This window comes from Actinoplanes lobatus (assembly GCF_014205215.1).
Classification (GTDB): domain Bacteria; phylum Actinomycetota; class Actinomycetes; order Mycobacteriales; family Micromonosporaceae; genus Actinoplanes; species Actinoplanes lobatus.
On the sequence record NZ_JACHNC010000001.1, the window covers coordinates 8,947,620 to 8,970,471 of the forward strand.

Annotated in this window: 23 protein-coding genes; 9 read left to right on the plus strand and 14 right to left on the minus strand. The window is 71.9% G+C overall.

What is annotated here, in order from left to right:
* Positions 1-23: 23 nt before the first annotated feature.
* The 7 genes from BJ964_RS40830 (at position 24) to BJ964_RS40860 (ending at position 4,654) form a co-directional block, all read left to right on the plus strand.
* Positions 24-470: a hypothetical protein gene (locus tag BJ964_RS40830; protein ID WP_188125663.1), complete on the plus strand. Its 447-nt coding sequence runs from the start codon at positions 24-26 to the stop codon at positions 468-470.
* A complete protein-coding gene (locus tag BJ964_RS40835) occupies positions 467-682 on the plus strand; it encodes a DUF2997 domain-containing protein (protein ID WP_188125664.1) in 216 nt (71 codons plus the stop codon). The genes BJ964_RS40830 and BJ964_RS40835 overlap by 4 nt, the downstream gene beginning before the upstream one ends.
* A 76-nt stretch (positions 683-758) precedes the next feature.
* Entirely contained in the window at positions 759-1,472 is a 714-nt protein-coding gene (locus BJ964_RS47610; protein WP_203832573.1) for a ComEA family DNA-binding protein, read from the plus strand.
* Positions 1,465-2,082 (plus strand): 4Fe-4S single cluster domain-containing protein, encoded by a 618-nt coding sequence (locus tag BJ964_RS40845; protein ID WP_188125665.1) that lies wholly within the window; start codon positions 1,465-1,467, stop codon positions 2,080-2,082. Before BJ964_RS47610 ends, BJ964_RS40845 begins: the two co-directional genes overlap by 8 nt.
* A gap of 109 nt (positions 2,083-2,191) precedes the next feature.
* A complete protein-coding gene (locus BJ964_RS40850; protein WP_188125666.1) occupies positions 2,192-2,809 on the plus strand; it encodes a DUF6518 family protein in 618 nt (205 codons plus the stop codon).
* A gap of 64 nt (positions 2,810-2,873) precedes the next feature.
* Positions 2,874-3,749 (plus strand): glycosyltransferase, encoded by an 876-nt coding sequence (locus tag BJ964_RS40855; protein WP_188125667.1) that lies wholly within the window; start codon positions 2,874-2,876, stop codon positions 3,747-3,749.
* A complete protein-coding gene (locus BJ964_RS40860; RefSeq protein WP_188125668.1) occupies positions 3,746-4,654 on the plus strand; it encodes a mevalonate kinase family protein in 909 nt (302 codons plus the stop codon). Before BJ964_RS40855 ends, BJ964_RS40860 begins: the two co-directional genes overlap by 4 nt.
* Here the strand turns inward: BJ964_RS40860 and BJ964_RS40865 are convergent.
* Genes BJ964_RS40865 through BJ964_RS40885 form a run of 5 tightly spaced genes read right to left on the minus strand, consistent with a single transcriptional unit; the run spans position 4,588 to position 10,364 of the window.
* Positions 4,588-6,144, minus strand: coding sequence for a serine/threonine-protein kinase (locus tag BJ964_RS40865; RefSeq protein WP_188125669.1), 1,557 nt, complete (start codon positions 6,142-6,144; stop codon positions 4,588-4,590). The two genes, BJ964_RS40860 and BJ964_RS40865, sit on opposite strands and share 67 nt — an antisense overlap.
* The gene (locus tag BJ964_RS40870; RefSeq protein ID WP_188125670.1) at positions 6,117-8,048 is read right to left on the minus strand and encodes an NAD-dependent epimerase/dehydratase family protein; all 1,932 of its coding nucleotides are present in this window, start codon (positions 8,046-8,048) and stop codon (positions 6,117-6,119) included. Before BJ964_RS40870 ends, BJ964_RS40865 begins: the two co-directional genes overlap by 28 nt.
* A complete protein-coding gene (locus BJ964_RS40875) occupies positions 8,045-8,770 on the minus strand; it encodes an N-acetyltransferase (RefSeq protein WP_188125671.1) in 726 nt (241 codons plus the stop codon). Before BJ964_RS40875 ends, BJ964_RS40870 begins: the two co-directional genes overlap by 4 nt.
* Complete coding sequence (locus tag BJ964_RS40880) at positions 8,767-9,552, minus strand: glycosyltransferase family 2 protein (RefSeq protein ID WP_188125672.1); 786 nt, start codon at positions 9,550-9,552, stop codon at positions 8,767-8,769. Before BJ964_RS40880 ends, BJ964_RS40875 begins: the two co-directional genes overlap by 4 nt.
* Positions 9,549-10,364, minus strand: coding sequence for a class I SAM-dependent methyltransferase (locus tag BJ964_RS40885; protein WP_203832572.1), 816 nt, complete (start codon positions 10,362-10,364; stop codon positions 9,549-9,551). The genes BJ964_RS40880 and BJ964_RS40885 overlap by 4 nt, the downstream gene beginning before the upstream one ends.
* A gap of 50 nt (positions 10,365-10,414) precedes the next feature.
* Here BJ964_RS40885 and BJ964_RS40890 point away from each other — a divergent pair, with 50 nt between their 5' ends.
* Positions 10,415-11,782 carry a N,N-dimethylformamidase beta subunit family domain-containing protein gene (locus BJ964_RS40890; RefSeq protein ID WP_188125673.1) on the plus strand — a complete coding sequence of 456 codons (1,368 nt, stop codon included), beginning with the start codon at positions 10,415-10,417 and terminating at the stop codon, positions 11,780-11,782.
* Between the two features lie 2 nt (positions 11,783-11,784).
* Here the strand turns inward: BJ964_RS40890 and BJ964_RS40895 are convergent, their stop codons facing one another.
* Genes BJ964_RS40895 through BJ964_RS40905 form a run of 3 tightly spaced genes read right to left on the minus strand, consistent with a single transcriptional unit; the run spans position 11,785 to position 14,752 of the window.
* Positions 11,785-12,492 carry an HAD family hydrolase gene (locus tag BJ964_RS40895; protein ID WP_188125674.1) on the minus strand — a complete coding sequence of 236 codons (708 nt, stop codon included), beginning with the start codon at positions 12,490-12,492 and terminating at the stop codon, positions 11,785-11,787.
* Positions 12,492-13,610, minus strand: a complete 1,119-nt coding sequence (locus BJ964_RS40900; protein ID WP_203832571.1) for a serine/threonine protein kinase — start codon at positions 13,608-13,610, stop codon at positions 12,492-12,494. The genes BJ964_RS40895 and BJ964_RS40900 overlap by 1 nt, the downstream gene beginning before the upstream one ends.
* A 44-nt stretch (positions 13,611-13,654) precedes the next feature.
* On the minus strand, positions 13,655-14,752 hold the full coding sequence (locus BJ964_RS40905) for a radical SAM protein (protein WP_188125675.1): 1,098 nt from the start codon (positions 14,750-14,752) through the stop codon (positions 13,655-13,657).
* Positions 14,753-15,125: 373 nt separating this feature from the next.
* On the opposite strand from BJ964_RS40905, the gene BJ964_RS40910 reads away from it, so the two are divergent.
* Positions 15,126-16,040 carry a phosphotransferase family protein gene (locus tag BJ964_RS40910; protein WP_188125676.1) on the plus strand — a complete coding sequence of 305 codons (915 nt, stop codon included), beginning with the start codon at positions 15,126-15,128 and terminating at the stop codon, positions 16,038-16,040.
* A gap of 121 nt (positions 16,041-16,161) precedes the next feature.
* On the opposite strand, the gene BJ964_RS40915 is transcribed toward BJ964_RS40910, so the two are convergent.
* The 6 genes from BJ964_RS40915 to narJ form a co-directional block, all read right to left on the minus strand.
* Entirely contained in the window at positions 16,162-18,963 is a 2,802-nt protein-coding gene (locus tag BJ964_RS40915; protein ID WP_229807034.1) for a S8 family serine peptidase, read from the minus strand.
* Between the two features lie 265 nt (positions 18,964-19,228).
* Positions 19,229-20,428 (minus strand): MFS transporter, encoded by a 1,200-nt coding sequence (locus BJ964_RS40920; RefSeq protein WP_407650863.1) that lies wholly within the window; start codon positions 20,426-20,428, stop codon positions 19,229-19,231.
* A gap of 111 nt (positions 20,429-20,539) precedes the next feature.
* On the minus strand, positions 20,540-21,127 hold the full coding sequence (locus tag BJ964_RS40925; protein ID WP_188125678.1) for a class I SAM-dependent methyltransferase: 588 nt from the start codon (positions 21,125-21,127) through the stop codon (positions 20,540-20,542).
* Positions 21,124-21,444, minus strand: a complete 321-nt coding sequence (locus tag BJ964_RS40930) for a carboxymuconolactone decarboxylase family protein (RefSeq protein ID WP_188125679.1) — start codon at positions 21,442-21,444, stop codon at positions 21,124-21,126. The genes BJ964_RS40925 and BJ964_RS40930 overlap by 4 nt, the downstream gene beginning before the upstream one ends.
* Positions 21,441-22,244 (minus strand): respiratory nitrate reductase subunit gamma, encoded by an 804-nt coding sequence (gene narI, locus BJ964_RS40935; RefSeq protein ID WP_188125680.1) that lies wholly within the window; start codon positions 22,242-22,244, stop codon positions 21,441-21,443. The genes BJ964_RS40930 and narI overlap by 4 nt, the downstream gene beginning before the upstream one ends.
* Positions 22,241-22,852 (minus strand): nitrate reductase molybdenum cofactor assembly chaperone, encoded by a 612-nt coding sequence (gene narJ / locus BJ964_RS40940; RefSeq protein WP_188125681.1) that lies wholly within the window; start codon positions 22,850-22,852, stop codon positions 22,241-22,243. Before narJ ends, narI begins: the two co-directional genes overlap by 4 nt.

Consider the following 22,852-nt stretch of genomic DNA (forward strand, 5'->3'; position numbering starts at 1 on the left):
CCGACGAAGAACGGGGGGCTCCCGTGAGCGTGTCACTGCTGTTGGTCCCGTTGGCGATGGCCGGCGCGGCCGCCATTCAGGCCCGGGCCGCCGGGCAGTCCGACGGTGTCTGCGACGTCCGGACCCGGATGCGCGACGTCACCCTGCTGGGCGAGGCGCTGCGCGACACCGGCGCCACCGTCGTCACGTCCGGCGAGACGCTGACCGCCGTCTGGGGTGAGACGAAGGCGTCCGCCACGTTCACCCGGGACGCCGAGGGCATCTGGGGCGCGCACTTCACCGGGATCCAGCAGGATCGGGCGGTCGAGCTGGTCACCGCGGTCGACGAGGCCTACGGGCGCCGGGTGCAGCGGGCGGTTCTGGAGCGGCTGCGCGACCAGGCGCCGGCGGCCGGGCTCCGGCTGGAGTCCGAATCGGTCACCGACGACGCCGTCCGGCTGGTCTTCGAGGTGGAGCGGGAGCGGTCATGAACAAGCCACGGATCGTCGTCACCGTCAACGGCGACGGCACGGTCAGCGCCGAGACCCTCGACATCCTCGGTGACCGTTGCCTCGACTACATCGCCGTCCTCGAAGATCTGATCGGCGGGAAGGTGCAGTCCAGCGCCTTCACCGACGACTACACGCGCCAGCACCACACCGCACAGGAACAGCAGGTGAACCGTGACGTGGACCCCGCCTAGCCAGGGTTTCCCACCACCATCGCCGAAGCCGCAGGGCCCGGCGCGGCTCTCGTGGCGGCTCGGTCACAGCGCCTGGGTGCTTCTGCCGATCCTCAGTTTCGGCTGCCTGAGCGGCGCCGGTTTCCTCTACGTCGGCGTCCGGGCGCGCCGCCACGCGTGGTCGATCGCCGGCGTCGTCTACAGCGTCATCGCCAACGCCGCGTTCTTCACCGGGCCGACCCTGCCGAAGGATTCGGTGGCCTCCGACCTCGCCGTCGTGGCGCTGCTGATCGTCTGGATGATCTCGGTGGTCCACGCGCTGGTCATCAACAGCGCGTGGTTGCAATGGCGGGCCGGCCACCAGCCGTGGTACGCGCAACAGGTCGCGCCGTGGGCCGGCGTTCCGGCGCCCGGCCCGGTTCCGCCCCAGGTGCAGGGCCTCGTGCCTCCGCCGGGCCAGTTCTACGGCGCCCAGCCATCGATGCCCCAGCCGTATGCCGTTCCCCCGCAGGCGACTGCGGCGCAGCACGCGCCCATGGCGCCGCCGGCTTCTTTCGCGCAGCTGGAGGTCAACAGCGCCACGGTGGAGCAGCTCGCCGCGCTGCCGGGCGTCGGTCCGGAGCGGGCCGCCCAAGCGGTGTCCGCCCGCGGCTCGCGGGGCGGTTTCGCGTCGCTCGCCGAGTTCGCGGACGCCGCGTCGCTGGCCCCGCACGAGTTCGTCGCTGTCCGCGACCGGCTGACCTGCGCCGCACCGGCTCCGGCGCCACAGCAGGACCATGACCAGCCGTTCGGGCGCATCGTCGATGTCTGAGACGCCGCTCGTGCGGGTGGCCCGCTTCCTTGAGCGGACCACCGCCGAGGGGCCCGGCGAACGCAGCGCGATCTGGGTGCAGGGTTGCTCCATCCGGTGCGCCGGCTGCTTCAACCCACACCTGTTCGGTACGCGCGGCGGCACGCCCACCACACCGGAGAGCCTGGTCGACCGGGTCGTGGCGGCCGGCACCTCCGGCGTGACCCTCCTGGGCGGGGAGCCGTTCGAGCAGGCCGCGGGCTTGGCAGCGGTGGCGGCCGGGGTGCGGCGGGCCGGGCTCACCGTCATGACGTTCACGGGGTACGAGTACGCGTACCTCCGAACCTCAGCGGACGAGCATGTGGCCGCCCTGCTCAGCGCGACCGATCTCCTGGTCGCGGGCCCGTTCCGGCAGGACCTGATCGATCACGAGCGGCCGTGGGTGGGCTCCACCAACCAGGAGTTCCTCCACCTGACCGACCGTCTCGCCGACGTGACCGGCCCGGACCGCGTCGAGGTGACCGTGTCGGCGACCGGGGACATCGCCGTCAACGGCTGGGCCGACTCCGACACTCTCGACGCCCTGCTCGCCGGCCTCCCCGCCGGCCGCGCCCGCCCGTCAGCACACTGACCCGGCCGGCGGGTTCCGGCGCCTGTCCACCTTTCGGCCGAGTCGGCTGCTCCGAAATCGTGCTGGGGACAGATCCTCGCCAGGCGCCGGCCCGCCTATGGTCGGCGCCATGAAGATCAGCCAGGGCGTGGGGACGACGGCTCCGGTCGCGGGTTTCCTCTTGGGATTCCTCGACTTCGTCTGGATCAAGTACGTTCCGTTCCCGTTCGGCGGGCTCGGGAACTCGATCGCCGTCTGGGCCGTGGCCGCGTTCCTGCTCACGTTCCACTCTCGCTGGAGTCTGCCGCGCGCCACCGTCGGTGCGGTGGTCTTCCTCGTCGTGGCCGTGCCGAGTTACTACGTGGCGGCGGCGCTGATCCAGAACGACGACTGGGCCAACATCTACGCGCCTTACTCGTTGCTGTGGATGTTGCTCGGCGTGGTCGCCGGCGCCGTGTTCGGCGCGGGCGGCGGCATCGCCCGTACCCCCTCGCGCCGGCGGATCCCGGCGCTCGCGCTGCCCGCCGCGGTCCTGTTGGCCGAGGCCGTCCTCCAGCTGTTCCGTCTCGGCGATCCCGGCGTCGTGCTCTCGGAGACTCTCGGCTACGTCGGGGTCCTGGTGGCGGCGGCGGTCGGGGTCACCCTCGTCGTCGCGCCGGCCTGGCGGGTACGCGCGCAGGTCCTGGCGTGCGCGGTGCCGCTGACCGCGGCCGGAGGCGTGCTGCTCTTCGCGAGCGGATTCCGCTGACCGACGGCGCAGCGGTCCATGAAACCCCGCAAAACCATGCAAGGTACGCGATATCGTCGGCGCCATGGGGGATCTCCTCTGCGACGCGACCGTGATCATCCCCGCCCACAACGCGGGCGCTCAGATCGACGCCCAGCTCGCCGCGCTCGCCGCCCAGCGGTACGACGGTGTCTGGGAGGTCCTCGTCGTGGACAACGGGTCGACCGACGACACCGCCGCCGTAGCCCTGCGCTGGGCGGGCCGGCTCCCCGGGCTGCGGGTGATTCGTGAGGACAGGCTCGGCGTCAACTACGCGCGCAACGCCGGCGCCCGGGTGGCGCGGGGCGAGATCCTGGCGTTCTGCGACGCGGACGACGTGGCCACCCCGTCGTGGCTGGGCGAGCTGGTCGCGGCCTGCGCGGATGCCGACATCGCCGGCGGCTACCTCGACCAGGCGGCGCTCAACAGCCCGCGCGCGCAGGCGTCCCGGCTCGCGAACCCCACCGACCGGCTGCCGCTGATCATGGACTGGCTCCCGTACGCGACCGGCGCCTGCATGGCGGTCCGCGCCACGGTGTTCGGCAAGCTCGACGGCTTCGACGAGACGTACGCGGACGGTGGCGGCGACGACGTCGAACTCTGCCTGCGCGCCCAGTTCGCCGGGCACACCGTCGCGTTCGCGCCCGGGGCGGTGATGCGCTACCGGCTGCGTGCGGGGCTGCGGCAGATCGCCCGTCAGCAGTTCGGGTACGGTCGCGCCGACGCACGCCTGTTCCGGGATTTCCGCGGGCGGGGCCTCACCGTCAACAGCACCGGTGAGGCCGCCCGGGGGTGGCTCGGACTCCTGCTCAGAGCGTATGTCCTGGGTGATCCCGACCGGGCGGGACTCTGGGTGTGCGAGGCCGCGTGGCGGGCCGGGCGGCTGCGGGGAAGCCTCCAACAGCGGGTGTGGTGCCCGTGAGCGGCGCGTCCCGGCCGGTTCGGGCCTGCCTGTCGGGCGAGGACCTCGACTGGCTCGGCGGCCGCGCCCTCTGTGTGGCGCTCGATCTGCGGACCACGGTGAGCACTTCTCCACCTGACGACTCGGGGGGTGAGCACACCCCGTGGGCCGGCGCCGTATGGGACTTCCTCCGCCCGCGCGTCGAGCACCTGGCACCCGCCCCGACACCGGTCCGCGTCTCCAGCCAGGCCCCGATCGCCAGCGGGCTGTCCAGCTCGACCGCTCTGATCATGGCGATCTTCGACGTGTACGCGCCGCACGCGCCCCGCAGCGACCGGGTGCGGTGGGCGTACGAGTTCGAGTTCGCGTTCTGCAACGGCGGTGGCATGGACCAGCTCGCCATCGATCTCGGCGGTGTCACCTGTTTCGAGGGACGCCCCACCGGACTGCCACGGGTGGCCGGGCACGTGGCGTTCCCGGGCGAGTGGGCTCTGATCATCGTCGACTCACGGTCCCCGAAGTCCACCCCGGACCACATCAGGAACGTCCGCGCGCAGCAACAGGGCAAGGATCCGGAGCTGGCCGCCTACATCCGCCGCTGCGACGTCGCCACCGATGTCGCCTGGGCGGCGATCGGCCGTCGCGACCTGCGAGCGCTGGGTGAGGCGATGACCGAGGCGCACCGGGCCATGCGCGATCACCAGCGGATGTCCACGCCGCTGCTGGAAGGGCTGCGCGCGCTCGCCGGCGACGCCGGAGGCCTGGCCATGAAGGTGACCGGCGCGGGCGGTGGAGGCGCTCTCGTCGGCGTCTGCCGCGCCGAGGACGCGCCGTCGGTGGCGGAGGCCATCCGGGACGCCTACCGCGCGGACGGTTCCGCCGCCGTCGTCCTGGAGACGGTCGCGGCGCCGCCGAACCATTCGTAGGCGAGCCACTGCGCGTAGTGGTGCAGCCGGAAGCGGATCTCCGGCGACACCGTGGACGTGCCGTGCGCGGCCGGCGCCGGTCTGAGGTCGCGGACCGGAACGGGACGCACCGCCTCCGCGACGGCGAGGGCGAATTCCCGCAGCGGATACGCGGGCGGCCGTTGCGCCGTGGCCTCGCGCGCGAGGTCGCCGGCCAGCTCTCGAACGTGCAGCGGGCGCACCAGCGCGGGATGGGCGCCGGTGAGCAGAATCGGCCGGGACCGCAGTGCCTGCCACACCAGCGACCCGATCAGGCCGTCCGGTCCGCAGCCGGGGCCGTAGAGGTCGCCGTCGACCGCCCGGGGGTCGGCGCCGTCGTCCGCGATCGTCACCGCCGTGCCGCTCTCGGCGAGGTAGGCGGCGAGGTGCGCGGTCAGCGGCCGGTCGCCGGGCCGCACCGCGATGCGCCGCCGGGCCGGGGGCGGATGCAGCGGATCACCGCGGCCGGCCTCGACCGCGCGGGCGGCGTGTTCGGCGAGTCGCCGTACGGTGGGCTCGTCGAGCCCGTCGCCGCCGCGCTGGCTGACACCGCCCGGTCCGATCGTGCGCAGCGCCTCGGCCACGACGGGGCCGGACGACGGCCCTCCGCGGGAGAGCAGGCCCAACGCGTAGCCGGTGAGCCGGACGTCGTGGTCCGCGACGGCGCGAAGGCGTGCCTCCGGAGCACCGAGCAGCCGCAGCCTCGCCCCGGTCTCCAGGTGCAGCCAGTCGCCGTCCGGTGAGCGCTCCAGACATTGCGCCACACCGTTTTTCAGGAACGGCACCAGCGGCGGTGGATTCCGCATGATCCGCGGCGGCTCGTCCGGCGCCACCGGCAGGAAGCACGCCGACCGGCGCGGTCCCCGGAACGCGTTGCCCACGATGCTGGGCCCGTCCAGGTGCTCGGCCAGGTTCGGCGCCGAGACGAGGCAGCGGACCCCGGCCGCGCGCAGGTGCCGCTGCATGAGGATGTCGTCCGGCCAGCCTTCGGCCGCGTGTTCCCGGGCCATCCGCGCGTAGCCGATCGCGGTGTCGCGCGGCAGCACCAGCGCGGCGCACGGGATGTACTCGCCCACGGCCGGCACCCAGTTCGCCCCGGTCAGAGCACCGAGCCGGACCATCGCCCCGGTCCGTGAGTCCCAGATCGCGAACAGCGCCAGCGCGGCGTCCGGGGCGGCCTCGATCGCGTCCAGGATTCGCTCCCACGCGCCCTCGGCCAGCAGCATGTCGTCCTGGAGCACCAGATGGTGGGTGCTGTCCTCGGGCACCGTCCCCCAGGCGGCGACCGCGGTGCGCAGTACCGTCGGCGGGCCGTCCGGCTGGGGGTCGGACACGATCCGGAGCAGTCCGGGCGGCGCCTGTGCGGCCGTCCGGGCGCCCGCGTCGCCCCGCCCGGGGTGGGTCAGGACGGAGCCGTCGAGGCGGTACGGCCCCCGGGCCAGGCTCATGAGAGACCGGCCCAGCGCGACCACGCGGCGACCGTGGCGAGTCCCTCGTCCAGGGTGATCGCCGGGCGGAACCCCGTCTCGGCGAGGCGTGTGCCGTCGATGCGTGTGACACGCCGGAAGAACTCCCGTTCACGCTGCGGCCAGTTCGCACTGTCGGGAAGGTCGAGTTGCGTCTGTCCCAGCAGGTCCCGGTACCTGTCGTAGTAGTCGCCCCAGGTGGTGGCCGCCGGCCCGGCGAGCAGGAATCGCCGCCCGTCGACGGCCGGCGCCGTCACCAGGTGAGTGATCGCACCGGCGACGTCGTGCACGTGGACGACGTCGCAGGTCCCGCCCCCGCCACTGGGCAGGCAGGCGTTGTCCGCCCGCAGCAGCCGCAGCGGCCGGACCGTCCACACCGGGCCGAACGGTCCGTACACGGCGGCGGGTTGCAGGCAGACGACCTCGGCCGGGCCGCCGGCCCGGTGCAGCGCCAGGCGCTCGGCGGCGGCCTTCTGCGCGGCGTAGGAGAGGTCGTCCGGCGCCGGCTCCAGCGCCGGCGAGTCCTCGGTCAGCACCGGGCCGGAGTCCGTCCGGTAGACGGCGGCGCTGCTCACGTGGACCACACGCCGCGCGCCGGCCCTGGTCGCGGCCGTCACCGCCGCCGCTGTGCCGTCGACCGTCACGCTCCACCGCTCCGCCGGTTCGCCGCGGCTGCCGTAGACGGCGTGGACCACCACATCACAGCCGCGGAACGCCTCCTCCAGGGCGACGGCGTCGCGCGTGTCGGCGCGGGCGAACCGCAGCCGGCCCGGGGCGCGGTGGGCCAGCCGGGCACGGCCCGCATGCGTACGGGTCACCGCGACGACCTCGCGTGCGCCCGCGTCCAGCAGATGTTCGACGACGTGGGCGCCGATGAACCCGTTCGCCCCGGTCACCGCGACCCGCATCGTGCCCAGTGGCGGCGACGGCCGGGGTGGCTCGGCCGGCTCCCAGAGCCGTGCCACGCGGGACGTCGGCCGGCAGCGGTCCAGGAGTGCCACGGTCGCCTCGGCGTCGGCGAGGGTGGCCAGTTCCGGCACCGGTTCGCCCTGGATGCCCCGTCCGAAGAGCACGAGCTGGTGGCGGAAGAGGCCCGCGCGGGTGAGCAGCGCCGGGTCGGGGGCGGGAACCGGCTCCGGTGGCTGTCCGTCGATCGTCTGGCTCGCGGCGCGTTCGGTGCCGACGGTCAGGGTGCCGGCCGTGCCTTCGAAGACGATCCGGTTCTCCAGGGTCCGCAGCCGGCTCAGGGTCACCTCCGCGGTCACGTCGCCGAAGGCCAGCCGGAGTTCCGCCTCGGAGGCGGCTCCCCCGTCGGAGTTGTCCGCGTAGGACAGCGGTTCACCGGGGCCGCCGAGCCAGTGGGCGAGCAGGTCGAGGATGTGCGGGCCGAGGTCGGCCAGTACGCCGCCGCCCGGCCCGGGCGAGAAGGTGAACGGGCTCGCGGCGGGCCAGGCGTAGACGGCGCCCTCCCGCCAGCGGATACGGCGCAGGCGGCCCAGCCGGCCGGAGGCCAGTTGCGCGGCGACCCATCCGGTCGCCGGGTAGAGGCGCCGGACGTGGGCGGGGACCACCGGAGTGCCGCTCGTACGCAGCTGAGCGAGGGCGGGCACGGTCAGCGCGACGGGCTTCTCCACCAGCACGGGAGTGCCGGCGGCGGCCAGCCGCCCGGCTATCGCGGCGTGGCTGGCCGGGCCGGTGGCGACCAGCGCCGCGTCCACCCGGCCCGGAAGTTCGCCGACATCGGCGAAGACGTCCACGGGGTGACCGAGCGCGCCGGCGACGGCACGCAGGCGGGACGGGTCCCGGTCGACCAGCGCGGTGACCCGGAACGGCGGGTCGGGGCTGAGCAGCGCGGGCAGGTGGCACAGTTCGGTGACCGCGCCGCAGCCGACGAGAGCGAGCCGTTTCATCGAGGGCTCCCCGCCGGGTGCACGACCCAGACGCCCGGTTCCCAGTACGTGCCGAGGTCGGCGTTCCGGTCGATGTGCAGCGGGGCGAGACCGTGCGGGAACACGTACTCGCCGGATTCGGGGAACGCCATGCCTGTCCATTGCTCCCAGTCACGCAACGTGCCGGTGATGAGCGACGAGCGGGACGCCGAGGCGCCGAGTGTGCCGCCGAGGGAGACGTGGGTGCGGATCCACGGGTCGAACGGCTCGCCGGACTCGGTGGTCCAGGCCGCGTAGCGTTCGATGGGGGTGAGCGGGTAGCGCTCCTTCCAGGTGGGGCGCAGCGGCGCCACCAGGGTGCCGAGCCCGGCGGAGGCGGCCAGGTGGCGCAGGGCCGTGAGCATGGTGAAGGCGTGCCGTCGACCGCGGTGGGCGGGCGCGACCTCGATGCCGAGCGCGCACAGCGCCGTGGCCGGGCGGCCGGAGAACCCCTCGACGATGGCGGCGTCGATGCCGGGCAGGGCCGGGTCCCACGCGACCGGGATGGAACGCGCGACCGCGAGCACCTCGTCGCTCTCGCCGTCGACGAGCGCGAGCTGACAGTCGCCGAACTCCGCGAAGAGCCGTTTCCAGTAGCCGGCCATCACGTCACCGTGCAGGTTGTACTCGGGCAGCACCCCGTCGAACAGCGCGGGGATCCGATCCCAGAGCTCGGCTCGCGAGGCGTGATCGACCACGGTCATGACGAACCCTCCACGGTGAAGGCCGGTCCGTCGCAGCCGTGGACGTGTACCGGGCCGAGCGGCGGATATGCGGTGAGAGCGGATCGGATCAGCGACGAGTGTTCGAGGATCTCGGTGCGGGGCCGGGACCGGGATCGCAGGTGCCCGTGGTGGCCCTCGGAGAACACGTTCCGGCCGTGGAACGTGTAGATGTAGAGGTGGCCCTGTCCGTGGAGATGCTGGACGGGCACCTCCCGGTGCAGGTCCATCAGCAGTTGCCAGTCCTCGCCGTAGTGTTCGTACCGGCCGGTCCGCGGGTACCGGAAGCGTGCCTCGCGGGTCATCAGCATCGTCGTCGGGAGCAGCGGATACTCCGCGGCCGGCGGACGGTTCCAGTCGATCCAGTGCAGCTCGCCGCGGGCGGCGAACAGCTGGAGGTGGTCACCGAGGAACGAGCTGTGCGCTCCCGCGGCCCGCAGCGCCGCCACCTGCACGGTGAGCCGGTCGGGATGGCTGAGGTCGTCGTCGTCCCACACACAGACCAGCTCCCCGCCGGCCGCGTCGAGCGACAGGTTGCGCAGCGCTCCGAGTCTCAGGCCCGGATCCGCGCCGATGAGCACGGCGCGATCGACGCCGTACGCGCGCAGCGAGGCCCGCAACCGGGCGGCGTAAGTCCGGTCGCCCTGCGAGACGATGACCAGTTCCCGGTCCGGATGGCGTTGCGCGGCGAAACAGCGGATCGCGCGGTCGGCCAGCTCCGGCCGGTCCCGGGTGACCATCAGGCAGCTCACCGACGGGGTCAAGAGGCCACCGCCTCCCACACGATCGCGGCCGGCATGTCCTTCCAGGCCGCCATGGCCGCGTCGGCGACCTTCTCCTCGTAGCCGCCGGGCGGCAACGGGCCCGCGAACAACGGCTCCCGGCAGGTGCGCACGACGAGCCCGTGGTCGGCGAAGGCCGCGAGGTAGTCACTCGCGAGGTGCACGTGGTAGGGCACGAACCCCAGGCCGCCCTCCGGGCGTACGAACATCGCCGGTCCCTGCAACAGCGTCATGAACGGGTGCGGGTCGGTGACGATCAGGCGACCGCCCGGTACGAGGACCCGGCGCAGCTCCCCGACGGCCCGGCTCAGCTCGGCCACGTGGGCGAGCGCGAGCGCACAGACGACCACGTCGAACGACGCGTCCGGCAGCGGCAGCTTCTCCAGGGAGCCGGTCTCGAACCGGGCGGCGGGCACCTTCCCGGCCGCCTTGGCGAGCATCTGGGGCGACTGGTCGACGCCGACCACGTCGTGGCCGAGCGCGCTGAGCCGGGCCGCGTGCCGCCCGGTGCCGCAGGCCGCGTCGAGCGCGTATCCGGGTGGCAGGCCGGCCATCAGGTCGGCGACCACGGGTTCCTCGGCGGCGATGACGAAGTTCGGCAGCGTGTCGTAGCGGGCGGCCCATGCCGCGTACCCCTCCGCCGGGGCGAACTCGGTGAGCGGCTTACCGGCGGCCGGCTCGGGCTGCGCGAGGCGGCGCAGTTCGGCGGTGCGGGCGGCCACGAAACCGTCGTCCGCGGTGGTCGCGGTACGCAGCAGGGCCAGCCCCACGATGCCCATCGTCAGTTCACGCATGCGAGCTCGATGCGCCATCCTCGCCTCCATCCATCCGATATCAATAGATCATGATTTCTCATGAGATTGAGGGCTATTTCGGTCGGGAGAGCGTGGCGGTGGGCGAGACCATCCGCATCCATGCCTCGACCACCGCGCCACGCTTCCGGGTCGACTTCTTCAAGCTCGGAGCCAAGCCGCGGTACGCCGGGAGCACGCCCTGGCTGCCCGGGCGGCACCGGCCCCGGCCGCTCGTCGCAGGCCGCGCCGATCCCTCGGTGGACTGGGGCTGGGACGCCTACCCCTTCACTCCCGCCGGCGACTGGGAGCCCGGCCTGTACGCCGCCTTCTTCGAGACCGCCGACGTCACGCCGGCCCTGCGGCCCCTGAAGGGGTTCGGCCGCGACAGCCTGGTGGTACGCCCACACCGGGCGGAGAACCGTGTGCTCTGCAAGGTCTCGACGTTCACCAGGCACGCCTACAACCGTGGCGACGGCGCCGGCTTCACCGACGGGGCCAGCCTCTACGACGACCCGGTCCACATCCCCGGGCAGGGGCACAAGGTGAGCTTCCGCCGGGCGGGCGGCATCGACTTCCTCGCGTACTGGGACGCACCGTTCCTCGCCTGGCTCGAAAACAACGGGTACACCGTGGACCTCTGCACCGACCTGGACCTGCACGAGGACCCGGACCTGCTCACCGGCTACCGCCTGCTGCTGAGCGTCGGGCACGACGAGTACTGGAGCACCGAGATGCGCACGCACACGACGGCCTTCGCCGGGAACGGCGGCAACGTGGCCTTCCTGAGCGGCAACACCTGCTGGTGGCGGGTACGGGTGACCGACGGCGGCACCGCCTTCGTCTCCGACACCGACCATCGCGTCGACGACGTCTGCCCGCGGCTGCCCGCGCCGGACCTGTGGTGGACGATCGCGCCGGAGAACGCGCTGACCGGCGTCAGCTTCCGCAACGGCGGCATGTGGCCGGGCGGCTGGCCCGGCGACCGGCCACGCACCGGTTTCACCGTGCAGCACGCGGACCACTGGGTCTTCGCCGGCACGGGCCTGCGCGACGGCGACCGGCTCGGCGAGGGCACCGGACTGATCGGGTACGAGTGCGACGGCGCCGCGTTCGTCCGCGACGAGCATGGTGTCGCACGTCCGAGCGGTGCCGACGGCACCCCACCGGACTTCACGATCCTCGGCATCGCCGAACTGACCCCGGTCCACGACGACCTCCACCACCCGCGCGCGGGCCACTGGAACTGCGCCGACCGCGAGGCGGACGGACCCCGGGCGGCCACCATGGGCGTACACACCCTGGGCGCCGGCACGGTCTTCACCGGCGCGTCCACCGACTGGCCGGTGGTGACCGCGAGCGGCGCCGCTCCCGCGGTCGAGCAGGTCACCCGCAACGTGCTGGACCGGCTGGGCGGCTGAGGTCACAGCAGCTCCCGCGCCAGCGGCACGACCTCGTCCAGACCGCCGATGCGCCACACCGCGCTCGCGCGTGGGGGCACCGTCTGACCGGCCCGCTCGGCGGCACGCCACAGCAGCGCGGCGGGCATGCCGATCGCCCGGGGCCCGGCGACGTCCGGGCCCCACATGTCACCGACGAACAACGTCTTCTCGGGTACGAGCCCGCAGGCCCCGAGGGTCGCCCGGTAGATGCGTGGATCCGGCTTGCGCATGCCGGCCCGGGCCGAGGTCACCGCGACGGTGAACTGTCCGTCGAGGCCGCTCTCCCGCAGCGCCGCGTCCAGGTCCCAATGCCAGTTGGAGCAGACCGCCGTCCGGAAACCCTGGCGGCGCAGTTCGGTGAGAGTGGGCAGCGCGTCGGCGTACCGTTGCATGGTCATGGCCTTGGTCTCCCGGTCGAGATCGGCGACCAGGGCGTCGGCGCGTGATTCGGGCACACCACACCGGACGGCATGCGTACGCCACCGGCTCAGTTCCCAGCGCCGGTAGGTCCGTTCCGTGCGCGACGCGTCCTCGTGGCACTCGCCGTCCGCGGGCGCGTGATCCCAGGACTCGCCCCACGCCGCGGCGAGTTCGGCGAGGCCGTGCCGGGCGAACACCTCGCGGTGCGAGCGCCAGGCGCCGGGCCGGGCCAGGGTCCCGTTGAAGTCGAACACCACGCCACGCGGCATCAGAATCGTCCGCAGCGGTTGGGGAAGTAGTCCTCGAGACCTCCCTCACGCCAGATGTCGACGGTGGCGCAGTGCAGGCCGCCACCGAACGGTCCCACCGCGCGGAACGGCACCGGCACGACCTCCATGCCGAGGCCGTCGAGCTGTTCGGCGAGGCGTACCTCCTCGGCCTCGACGCACACCGTCCTCGGGTCGAGGTTGAGGATGTTGACCGCGAGCCAGGGGCTGCAGAACGACAGCCGGGGGTGGTGCTTCCAGCTGGCCGGTTGCACGGCCTCGACCACCTGCCAGTCGTTGACCTCGAAGTACTTCACCAACTCCGGGTCGGCGGGGCGCTCGCCGTTGTGCAGCACCAGGCCGGGACGCAGCGGCACCCAGGTCGCGTCGATGTGCAGCGGATGGGTGTTGGTGAAGGTCACCTCGTGCACCCGATGGTCCGGGAAGTGCCGGCGCAGCCAGTCCACGCCTTTGCGGTTGGTGACCAGCGACAGCTGGACGAACAGGTCCACGCCGAAGCGGGCGATGTCCGCCGCGTCGAACAGCGGCTCCTCCTCGGTGAGCACGAGGTCGTGCTCGGCCACCCGGGCGAGCTGTTCCGCCTTGGACAGCGTCTGGTACTCGTTCCAGAAACCCGGCACGAAGCTGGCATCGGTGAGCCGGGGCTTGGGCGCGGCCTCCCACCGCATGTCCGGGTCCGCCTCGAACAGTTCCTGGAGTACCGGCCGATAGCACAGGTACTCGAACCAGCGGCTGCGGTAGCACATGGTGGCCTCGAGGATCTCGTTGCCGACCGTGATGAGCACGTCCCGGGGCGGCATGCAGCCGAAGCCGGTCGGATGCTCCCAGTCCGGGGTGGACACCGGCTGCGAGAAGTCGATCGGGGTGGGCCGGGAGACCTGGACGCCGCGCGCGGCCAGCTGGACCGCGAACGCGTCGAGCTGCTCGTTCGCGGCCGCGGTCATCTCCTCGGGCATCGGCCCGTAGGTGCCGAGCGGGAAGCCATCGGCCGGGAAGTCCCGTTGCACGGCCGGCTCGGGCGCCTGCACCATCGTGCCGTCGGCGCGCCCGACCAGCACATGCCGCAGCGGGTCCCATCCGTTCCATGAGTTCACTCGCACAGTCGTGTCTCCCTCGGCGATTGCAGAGAAATGGCTCGGCGCTTTCAGATGAAGAGGTCGTGGTCGTGCTCGAGCACCGGCTGTGCCCGGCCGGCGGCGATCTCGTCGAGCTCGAGGTTGGACGCGTGCCGGGCGCAGTGGAACCGGCAGTCACGCGACGGGTCGATGATGCCGCGGTCGGAGCGGCGCCAGATGTCCGGCAACGGCTCGGTCACGGCGTCACCGAGCCGGGCGGCCGGATTGCCCCGGTGGTAGGGACAGACGTAGACGCCGGACGGGGTCACCAGGGTGCGCAGCTCCGTCACACCGCAGCGGTGGTAATCCTTGGGCTGCACCGGACCGGCGCGGCGCTGAACGGAGTCGATCGTCGACGAGTTCACGACCTCGAAGCCGTCACCGGCCAGCCGGCGTGCCGCATCGATCTGCGCGTTCACCTCCCGCAGGATCTCCGGGCTCAGGTCGATGAGGTGATGCTCGTCGTCGAATTGGGCCTTCACCTCGAAGAAGTCGCAACCGATGTCGCGCGCCAGCTCCGCGGCGGCCAGGATCTCGCCGTGATTGCCCTCGATCACACCGTCCGGCCCGCTCCTGACGATCACCAGGTAGGAGTAGCCGAGCGCGCCCTTCTTCACCTCGGCCAGCTTGCGCATGTTGTCGATCACCCGGTCGAAAGCGCTGCCGCCCCGGCGGTCAGGGCGCACCAGCCGGAAGGTCTCCGGGGTGGCGGCATCGACGGAGACCCGGACCCAGTCCGCGTACGTGGCGAGCTCGTCGAGGTTGTGGTCGATCATCGTGCCGTTGGTGACCACGCCGACCGCGATGCCGGCCTCACCGAGCGTGGTGATGACCCGGCGCGTGCCGCGATGCGCGAGCGGTTCCCCACCGCCGATCAGGATGACCGCGCGCACATCGAGTTCCACCAACTCTCCGGCGAGTTCGGCGAGCCGCTCCGGTGAGAAACGTCCCTGGTTCAGCAACTTGCCGCTGATGCATTCAGGACAGGCCAGGTCGCAGAAAGTGGTGGGGTCGAGGTCGACCACGAGCGGGCCGGCCGACCGCCGGCCGGTCGCGACCCGGGCGACCACCGGAAATGTGCTGGGCTGGTAGAGCTTGGCCACCAGGTCCATCCGGTCAATGGTCACGCGCTTGCCGCCCTTCACAGAAATGAATCCGCATAAACAGTCGCGGAACTGAGAGTCATCCGGCGACCCAACCCTAGAGAGCACCGGAGAACCGGCGTAGCGGTTCCGAAAAGTTGCGGTCAGCGGCGGGGAATTGCCGGAATCCGGGTGGCGGCCGGTTACGATCCCTCGCGAAAACGCGTTTGCCAGGAGGCGAATACAACCGCTTGACCTGGGTATACCCCGCATCTTTCCCGGCCAGGAATGTCGGAGGATTGCCAAACGACCGACATTTCGGCTGTTGTGCACGATGCCACGGAGATTGCCGGGAATAGGAGTCGTCAATAGTTTCCGGGCGCATATCCCCCGGCAATAACCGTCATAGGCTCACACCGTGGAACTGGACCCGAAGACGCGACGGTGGACCCTCAGCCGGCTGCCGCCCGGCACCGAGATCCTCGCCGTCGAGGAGCTACGCGGCGGCTGGTCCTCCCTCGTCCGCGGCCTGCACACCAGCGACGGGGACTACGTCCTGCGCAGCATGACGCGCCCCGAACTGGCCGAGCGCGCTCACGACATGCTGACCCGGGAGACGCTCGTCCTGCGCATGCTGGAATCCGCCGGCTTCCCCGCGCCGCGCACGCTCGGCACCGACCTGTCCGGTGACCAGTGCGGATGGCCGTCACTGCTGATGACACGGTTGCCGGGCCGAGTCGAGATCGGCGACGACGGCGCGGCGGGCACGCGGGCGCTCGCGCTGGCCCGCCGGCTCGCCGCGATCCACCGGCTCCGGCCACCGTCGCCGCTGCCGGAATACGTTCCGTGGGCCTGGCCCGGCGAGATCAAATACCCTGGGCACACCGTCCACGCCGAACTGTGGCGCCGAGCCGAGGACCTGATCACGAGGAATCCGCCGCGCTACCCGGGCCGGTTCCTGCACCGCGACTTCCACCCGGGCAACGTCCTCTTCGACGACACGGGCGCCCTCACCGGCGTCATCGACTGGACCGAGTCCTCGTACGGGCCGGCCGACCTGGACGTCGCCCACTGCGCGACGATGCTGGCGCTGCTGCACGGCGACGCGCTCTCCGACGCGTTCGTGGACGCCTACCGCGCGGCCGGCGGGCAACTCGCGACGGATCGCGCCACCCACCTGTACTGGCGGCTGCTGGACGCCCTGTCATTCGCGCCCGACGCGCCCAACGCCGGGGAGGCGTGGCGCGGACTCGGCCGCCACGACCTGACCCCCGACGTGCTCGCCCGCGCGCTCGAACGCCACCTCGGCTATCTGATCCGCACGTTCGGCTGACCAGGATCACCCCAGCGGTCCCACGAGTCCGTTCCGACTCTGTCTGGCCCGCCAGTACGGAGCCGGCGACGCGACTGGCCCAGCCGGCAACCGTGAGGTGTCGCAATAGCCCTGGCCGGGCCTACGGGCCTACCGGGTCGACCAGCGGTGGGAGCTTTACTGCCACCGGAGTCGACTCGTTCGTGGTGTCGCCATTGCCGAGCGGACCCTCGCCCCAGCAGTAGGTCTTGGTGTCGCTGCCCAGCCCGCATGTGTGGAAGTGACCGGCGGTGAGCTGGGTGAAGCTCACGCCAGCCGGGGCGGCGATCGGCACCGGAGTCGCCCGATCCGCGGTGTCGCCGTTGCCCAGCTGACCGGAAGAGCCGCTGCCCCAGCAGTAGGCCTTGGAGTCGCTGCCCAGCCCGCATGTGTGGCTGTAGATGGCGGTGAGCTGGGTGAAGCTCACCCCTGGCGGGGCGGTGATCGGCACCGGAGTCGCCTGATCCGCAGTGTCGCCGTTGCCCAGCCGGCCGTTGGAGCCGTCGCCCCAGCAGTAGGTTGTGGTGTCGCTGCCCAGCCCGCACGTGTGATCGTTGTCAGCGGTGAGCTGGGTGAAGCTCACCCCAGCCGGGGCAGTGACCGGAACCGGAGTCGCTCTATCCCCGGTGTGCCCGGTCTCGCCGGTCCCCAACTGCCCATGAAAGTTGTCGCCCCAGCAGTAGGCCTTGCTGTCATTACCCAGCCCGCACGTGTGAGTCGTACCGGCGGTGAGCTGGGCGAAACCAACCCCGTCCGGGGCTGTGACCGGCACCGGAGTCAACTGCATCACCGTGTCGGTGTCGCCGTTGCCCAGCTGACCGGCGTAGCCGCCGCCCCAGCAGTAGGCCTTGGAGTCGCTGCTCAGCCCGCATGTGTGGTTGTAGCCAGCGGTGAGCTGGATGAAGCTCACCCCTGCCGGGGCAGTGACCGGCACCGGAGCCGGCCGATCCGCGGTGTCGCCGGTCCCCAGCTGCCCATGAAAGTTGTAGCCCCAGCAGTAGGCCTTGGAGTCGCTGCTCAGCCCGCACGTGTGGGACCAGCCGGCGGTGAGCCGCGTGAAGCCCACTCCAGCCGGGGCGGCGACCGCCACCGGCGTCAACTGATACGCGGGGTCGGCGTCGGCGTTGCCCAGCTGACCGTTGCCGCCCCAGCCCCAGCAGTAGGCCTTCGCGTCGCTGTCCAGCGCGCACGTGTGATTCATACCGGCGGTCACCTGCACGAACTGCACGCTCGGTCCAGGTTCAGGACCCGGGTCGAGCCCTTCGACCTTGAGCGTGAGATTCGCGGTGGCGGTCCGGCGCTTGGTGTCGGTGAACCGGACGGTGATGGTGATGGTGCCCGCTTCTGTTGCGGTGCCGGTGATCAGCCCGGCGGTGCTCAGTGACAGGCCGGTCGGCAGGGTGCCGGCGGCGACCGACCAGGTGCCGGCGCGTTTGTCCGATGTGGCCAGCTGCGCACGGTAGGCGGTGTCGAGTTCCGCGGTCGGCAGTGAGCGGGTGGCGATGACCGGCGGGCCGTCGACCACGGTGAGGGCGATCTGACGGTCGGTGTGCTGCGGCACGTAGTCGGTGAACCGGACCGTGAACCGCCGGCTGCCGACCGCGGTGGGCGTGCCGGAGATCAATCCGCTCGCCGAGAGCCGCAGCCCCGCGGGCAGCGTCCCGGACGCCAGCTTCCAGCTGCCCCGGCGGCCCGCGGTGAGCTTCAACTGTGCCCGGTAGGGACGACCGGTAGCGGCCGACGGAAGCGTCTTGGTGGCGATGACCGCCTTCTTGGGCGGGGCGGGCACGTAGAGCAGCCGGTTGGGTGAACCGACGGTGTCGCGTACCTTGCCCGTCGTGGCCTGCCGGACCAGCGCGTCCCGGACCGCCCCCGGCGACAGGCCGGGGTTCGCGGCGAGCAGCAGCGCGGCGGCCCCCGCGACGTGCGGGGAGGCCATGGAGGTGCCGCTCTTGGTGGCGGTCGCCGTGTTGCTGTACACGCCCGCTGACGTGATGTCGACCCCGGGCGCGAAGATGTCGACGCAGCTGCCGTAGTCGGAGAAGGAAGCTCGCCGGTCACGGTAGTCCGTCGCGGCGACGGTGATGGCGGGCTTCAGCCCGGACGGGCTGCCGTAGCAGGCGTTCTCGTCCTCATTGCCCGCGGCGACGACGTAGGTGATGCCGCTGTCGATGGAGTTCTTGACCGCAGTGTCGATGGCGGCGCTGTAGGAGCCGCCCAGGCTCATGTTCGCCACGGCCGGATGGATAGCGTTCTCGGTCACCCAGTCGATGCCGGCGACGACGTCGCTGTTCCAGCCGCTGCCCTCGCAGTCGAGCACCCGGACGGAGACCAGGCGGGCGCTCTTGGCGACGCCGTACCGGGCCCCGCCGATGCTGCCCGCCACGTGCGTGCCGTGGCCGGCGCAGTCGGCGGCGTTCGCGTCGTCGTCGACGAAGTCGTAGCCGGAACTCGCCCGTCCGCCGAACTCGCGGTGCGAGGTCCGGATACCGGTGTCGATGACGTACGCCCGCACGCCGGCCCCGCCGCTCGACGGTGTGTAGGTACCGGACAGCTTCGACGATCGTGCGTCGATCCGGTCGAGCGACCACGGCGCTTTGCGCTGGGTCGCCGAAAGCCGGACGCGCCGGTCACGCTCCACGACCGCCACCGACGGATCCGCCGCGAGCCGGCGTGCCTGACTTGCCGACAGCGAGGCGGTGAAGCCCGGTGTGCCCGCACCGAACACCCGGTCGACCCGGCCGCCCGCCAGCGCGCGAGCCGCCCCGGAGACACCCTGCGCGAAGACCCGGTCGCGGCGCAGCATCACGATGTAACGCCCCGACGCTGTCCCACCGGCGTCCTGGGCGGAAGCGAACGCCGCCGCAGCCGGGGCTGCCGCCGTTCCGAGCAAGGTGACGGCCACCGCCGATCCCAGCACCTGAGGGATGCGGAATCCGAACCGACCGGAACGATGCGACATCGATGGCCACCTCAACCTGAACACGGGATGTGAGCGCGCGACGGAGACACCGCGAAAGATGCCCCCAGGGGATGCACCCACGATGTCCGCAGTCCGGCGCCCTCCCGGGACACGTCCGGGAGCAACCCCGTTGCCGCGGCCCCGGGCAGAGGAAGACGAAAACGACCCGCCACCCGTGCGTAGCGGGTGGCGGGTCGTGGGGAGGGTCTCAGGCGGGGATGGGGCGGCGGCGGCCTACCGAGAGGACGTCGAGGAGGAGGGCCGCCATGGCGACGACGCCGAGCAGGGCCAGGCCGAGGGCGTACGACTGGAAGTGGCCGTAGATGGCGCCCATGAGCAGCGGCGGAATGAAGCCGCCGAGACCGCCGGCCGCGCCGACGATGCCGGTGACCGCGCCGACCTGGTTGGCCGGGGCCAGCTGGGCGACCAGGGCGAAGGTGGCGCCGGAGCCGGCGCCCAGGGCGGCGGCCATCATCAGGAAGGCGATGGTGCCGAGCGGGGCCAGGCCGGGGGTGAAGGACTGCACGATCGCGCCGGCCACGACGACGCCCAGGGAGACCGCCAGGACGCGGCTGGGGGCGACCCGGTCGGAGAGCCAGCCGCCGACGGGGCGCATCACGACTGCCAGGAGGACGAAGCCGGCCATCCGGTTCGCGGCGTCGGCCTGGGTGAGGCCGTACGCGGTCTTCAGGTAGGCGGGCAGGTAGACCGAGAAGGCGACGTACCCACCGAAGGCGACCGCGTACAGGGCGGAGGCCTGCCAGGTGACGCGCAGGCGCAGGGCCGAGCCGAGGCGGGCGCCCAGGGAGGTGGTGGGGACCACCCGGTTGGGGGCGTCGCGCAGCACCAGCCAGGAGACTCCGGCGTAGACGGCCAGGACGGTGGCGGTGATGACGAACGGGGTGGCGGTGCCGTTGGCGTCGACCAGCTTGACGGTGGTGAGGGCGCTGATCGCGGTGCCGCCCATGCCGACGCCGAAGACGCCGACCGCGAAGCCGCGGCGGGACGGCGGGAACCAGGCGTTGACGAACGGGACGCCGACCGCGAAGGCGGTGCCGCCGATGCCCAGGAAGAAGCCGCCGACCAGGAGCGAGACGAGGGCGTCGTGGCCGAACAGGCCCAGGTAGAGGACCGGGACGATGGTGGTCAGGGAGATCAGCGGGAACATGATCCGGCCGCCGTAGCGGTCGGTGAGCGCGCCGACCGGGATGCGGCCGACGGAGCCGACCACGACCGGTACGGCCACCAGCAGCGCCTGCTGGAAGGGGGTGAGGTCGAGCACCGCCTGGAACTTGGTGGCGAGCGGGCTGAGCAGCGCCCAGGCCCAGAAGTTGACGGCGAAGCCGATCGTCGCCAGGGCGAGCATCAGCCCTGCCGAACGGGTGCGGGCCTGGGGTGCGCTCATGATCTAACTCCGTTGTCCGAGTGGTCCGACAACCTCAGACTTCCGGTTCGTAACCGCCGCGGACAGGGACCTTGGACCCGTTCGGACCGGGCCCTGATCCCCGGGCCCCGTGGGTCAGCGGAGCACGGCGACCAGGAAGTCGGAGCCCGGGCCGAAGGGCCGAAGGTCCCAGGTGCCCAGCAGCAGGTCGGGGGTGAGGCCGGCGGTGGCCGCGTCGGCGAGGAACTCGTCGAACTCGTAGCCACGCCCGGCCCCGAAGCCGATCACGGCCCGGCCGCCGTCGGCCAGGTGGGCGCTGAAGCGGCGCAGGATCTCGACCCGGGTGGACGGGCCGGCGAACGTCATCACGTTGCCGGCGCAGACGATCACGTCGTACCGGTCCGGGAGGTCGAGTTCGCTGAGGTCGCCGACCTGCCAGCGGGGGCCGGGATGCTGTGCTTGTGCTTCGGCGATCAGTTCCGGGTCCAGGTCGACGCCGGTGACGTCGTGGCCGGACGCGGCGAGGTGGCCGCCGACCCGGCCGGTGCCGCAGCCGGCGTCCAGGATCCGGGAGCCGCGCGGCACCATGGCGTCGATCATGCGGGCCTCGCCGGCCAGGTCGTCGCCGCGGGCCGCCATCGCGCGGAACCGGTCGATGTACCACCGGGAGTGGCCCGGGTTCTCCGCGATCTTCTGCAGCCAGAGGTTGTCGGTGCTGGTCATGGCGCGGTTGCTACCTCTTCTATCCAGCCGAGGGCGGCGATCGCGGCGGGGAAGCCGCAGGTGGTGACGGCCGCAAGCGCGACGGCGCGGACCTCGTCGAGGCTCGCGCCGTGCTGTAGTGCCTTGCGAACGTTGGAGCGTACCGCGCCCTCGGCCTCGGCGCCGACCGCGATGGCCAGCTTGATCAACCGATCGGTACGGTCGTCGAACGGGTTGCGTTCCCGGATGGTGCGGGCCAGGTTGCCCTGTGCCTCGGCCACCTCCGGGAACCGTTCGAGAAACTGCTGGTAGATGCCGGGAAGGTAGTCGTCGCTCATGCCTTCACGGTAGGACGTCCGGGCTGATCGGAAGGCTGAACGGAAGGCCGGAGGGACGGCTGGCCGGACGGGCGGGCGGCGGAGACGGTGCGGACAGCCGACGGGGCGGGCTGCGGCGTGGGGGCGGGGCCGCGGCGGCCGCGGTAGACGACGTACGGCCGCCACAGGTAGGCCAGCGGCGCCGACCACACGTGCACGAGCCGGGTGAACGGCCACATCGCCAGGAACAGGAACCCGCCGATGGCGTGCAGCTGGAACACCAGCGGCGCGTCGGCCATCAGTGACGGGTCGGGCTGGAGGTAGAAGATCTGCCGGAACCAGACGGCCAGCGTCTCCCGGTAGTCGTAGCCCTCGCCGAACAGGTTGATCACGACGGTGCCGCTCATCCCGAGCACGACCATGGCGGCGAGCGCCGCGTACAGCACCTTGTCCATGGTCGTGGTGACCCGCCGGATCCGGCCACTGACGAACCGCCGGGCGATCAGCAGCGACAGGCCGGCGACCAGCATGACCCCGGTGATCACGCCGCCGGTGACGGAAACCAGGTGGTAGAGGTGTTCCGACACTCCCAGGAACGAGGTCAGGGAGGCCGGGACGAGCAGGCCCATCGCGTGCCCGGCGATCACCCCGAAGGCGCCGAGGTGGAACAGCGGGGAGCCGAGCCGCAGCAGCCGGTTCTCCAGGATCTGGCTGGTGTGGGTGGTCCAGCCGAACTGGTCGTGCCGCCACCGCCAGATGTGCCCGCCGATGAACATGCCGATGCACACGTAGGGGACGACGATCCAGACAAATGTGCTCATCTGCACACCTCCGCGTAGGGAGCGAGGTTGGGGCCCATGCCCACCGCGTCGAGACCGACGGTCTCGACCGGCGGGCCGTCGAAGGCCAGGGCGGTGAGGGCTTCCCGGTCCGCGTCGGTGAGCTGCGGCAACAGCTCACAGACGACATCAAGGACCATGGCGTACGGCGTACGCGTCTCGTGCAGTGCGGCCCGCAGCAGTTCGATGCCCTGCCGGTGCTGGCGCAGCGGGGCCTCGCCGTCGCCGGGCCCGGCCGTGGCCGCGAATTCGAGCACGATCGGCAGCAGGTCGGGCAGTTCCCCGTCGGCGAGCCGCAGCCCGTGCGCCCGGTAGCGCTGTTTGAGCATGAGCAGGGCCATCCCCCGCTTGCGGGTGTCGCCGTGCAGGTAGTAGGTGAGGTAGAGCCCGGAGCGGCGGCGCAGGTCGAACGTCTGCACGTAGTGCCGCTGCACCTCGATCGGGCTGGTGGTGAGCAGCCAGTCGACGAAGCTCTCCAGGCCGTCGACGCCGGCCGCGGCGGCGCGTAGTTCGCCGCCGGCCGCGAGGAGTTCGTCGTCGGGGTAGGTGAGCAGCAGCGACGTGAGCTGGAAGATCCGTGAGCGGTCCAT

Bases quoted from the DNA above. Each gene is read 5' to 3' on its own strand.
- BJ964_RS40845 (WP_188125665.1), top strand. From the start codon at position 1,465: ATGTCTGAGACGCCGCTCGTGCGGGTGGCCCGCTTCCTTGAGCGGACC.
- narI (WP_188125680.1), bottom strand. From the start codon at position 22,244: ATGAGCACATTTGTCTGGATCGTCGTCCCCTACGTGTGCATCGGCATG.
- BJ964_RS40835 (WP_188125664.1), top strand. From the start codon at position 467: ATGAACAAGCCACGGATCGTCGTCACCGTCAACGGCGACGGCACGGTC.
- BJ964_RS40890 (WP_188125673.1), top strand. From the start codon at position 10,415: ATGATTTCTCATGAGATTGAGGGCTATTTCGGTCGGGAGAGCGTGGCG.
- BJ964_RS40930 (WP_188125679.1), bottom strand. From the start codon at position 21,444: ATGAGCGACGACTACCTTCCCGGCATCTACCAGCAGTTTCTCGAACGG.
- BJ964_RS40870 (WP_188125670.1), bottom strand. From the start codon at position 8,048: ATGAAACGGCTCGCTCTCGTCGGCTGCGGCGCGGTCACCGAACTGTGC.
- BJ964_RS40850 (WP_188125666.1), top strand. From the start codon at position 2,192: ATGAAGATCAGCCAGGGCGTGGGGACGACGGCTCCGGTCGCGGGTTTC.
- BJ964_RS40895 (WP_188125674.1), bottom strand. From the start codon at position 12,492: ATGCCGCGTGGCGTGGTGTTCGACTTCAACGGGACCCTGGCCCGGCCC.
- BJ964_RS40885 (WP_203832572.1), bottom strand. From the start codon at position 10,364: ATGCGTGAACTGACGATGGGCATCGTGGGGCTGGCCCTGCTGCGTACC.
- BJ964_RS40925 (WP_188125678.1), bottom strand. From the start codon at position 21,127: ATGACCAGCACCGACAACCTCTGGCTGCAGAAGATCGCGGAGAACCCG.
- BJ964_RS40855 (WP_188125667.1), top strand. From the start codon at position 2,874: ATGGGGGATCTCCTCTGCGACGCGACCGTGATCATCCCCGCCCACAAC.
- narJ (WP_188125681.1), bottom strand. From the start codon at position 22,852: ATGGACCGCTCACGGATCTTCCAGCTCACGTCGCTGCTGCTCACCTAC.
- BJ964_RS40875 (WP_188125671.1), bottom strand. From the start codon at position 8,770: ATGACCGTGGTCGATCACGCCTCGCGAGCCGAGCTCTGGGATCGGATC.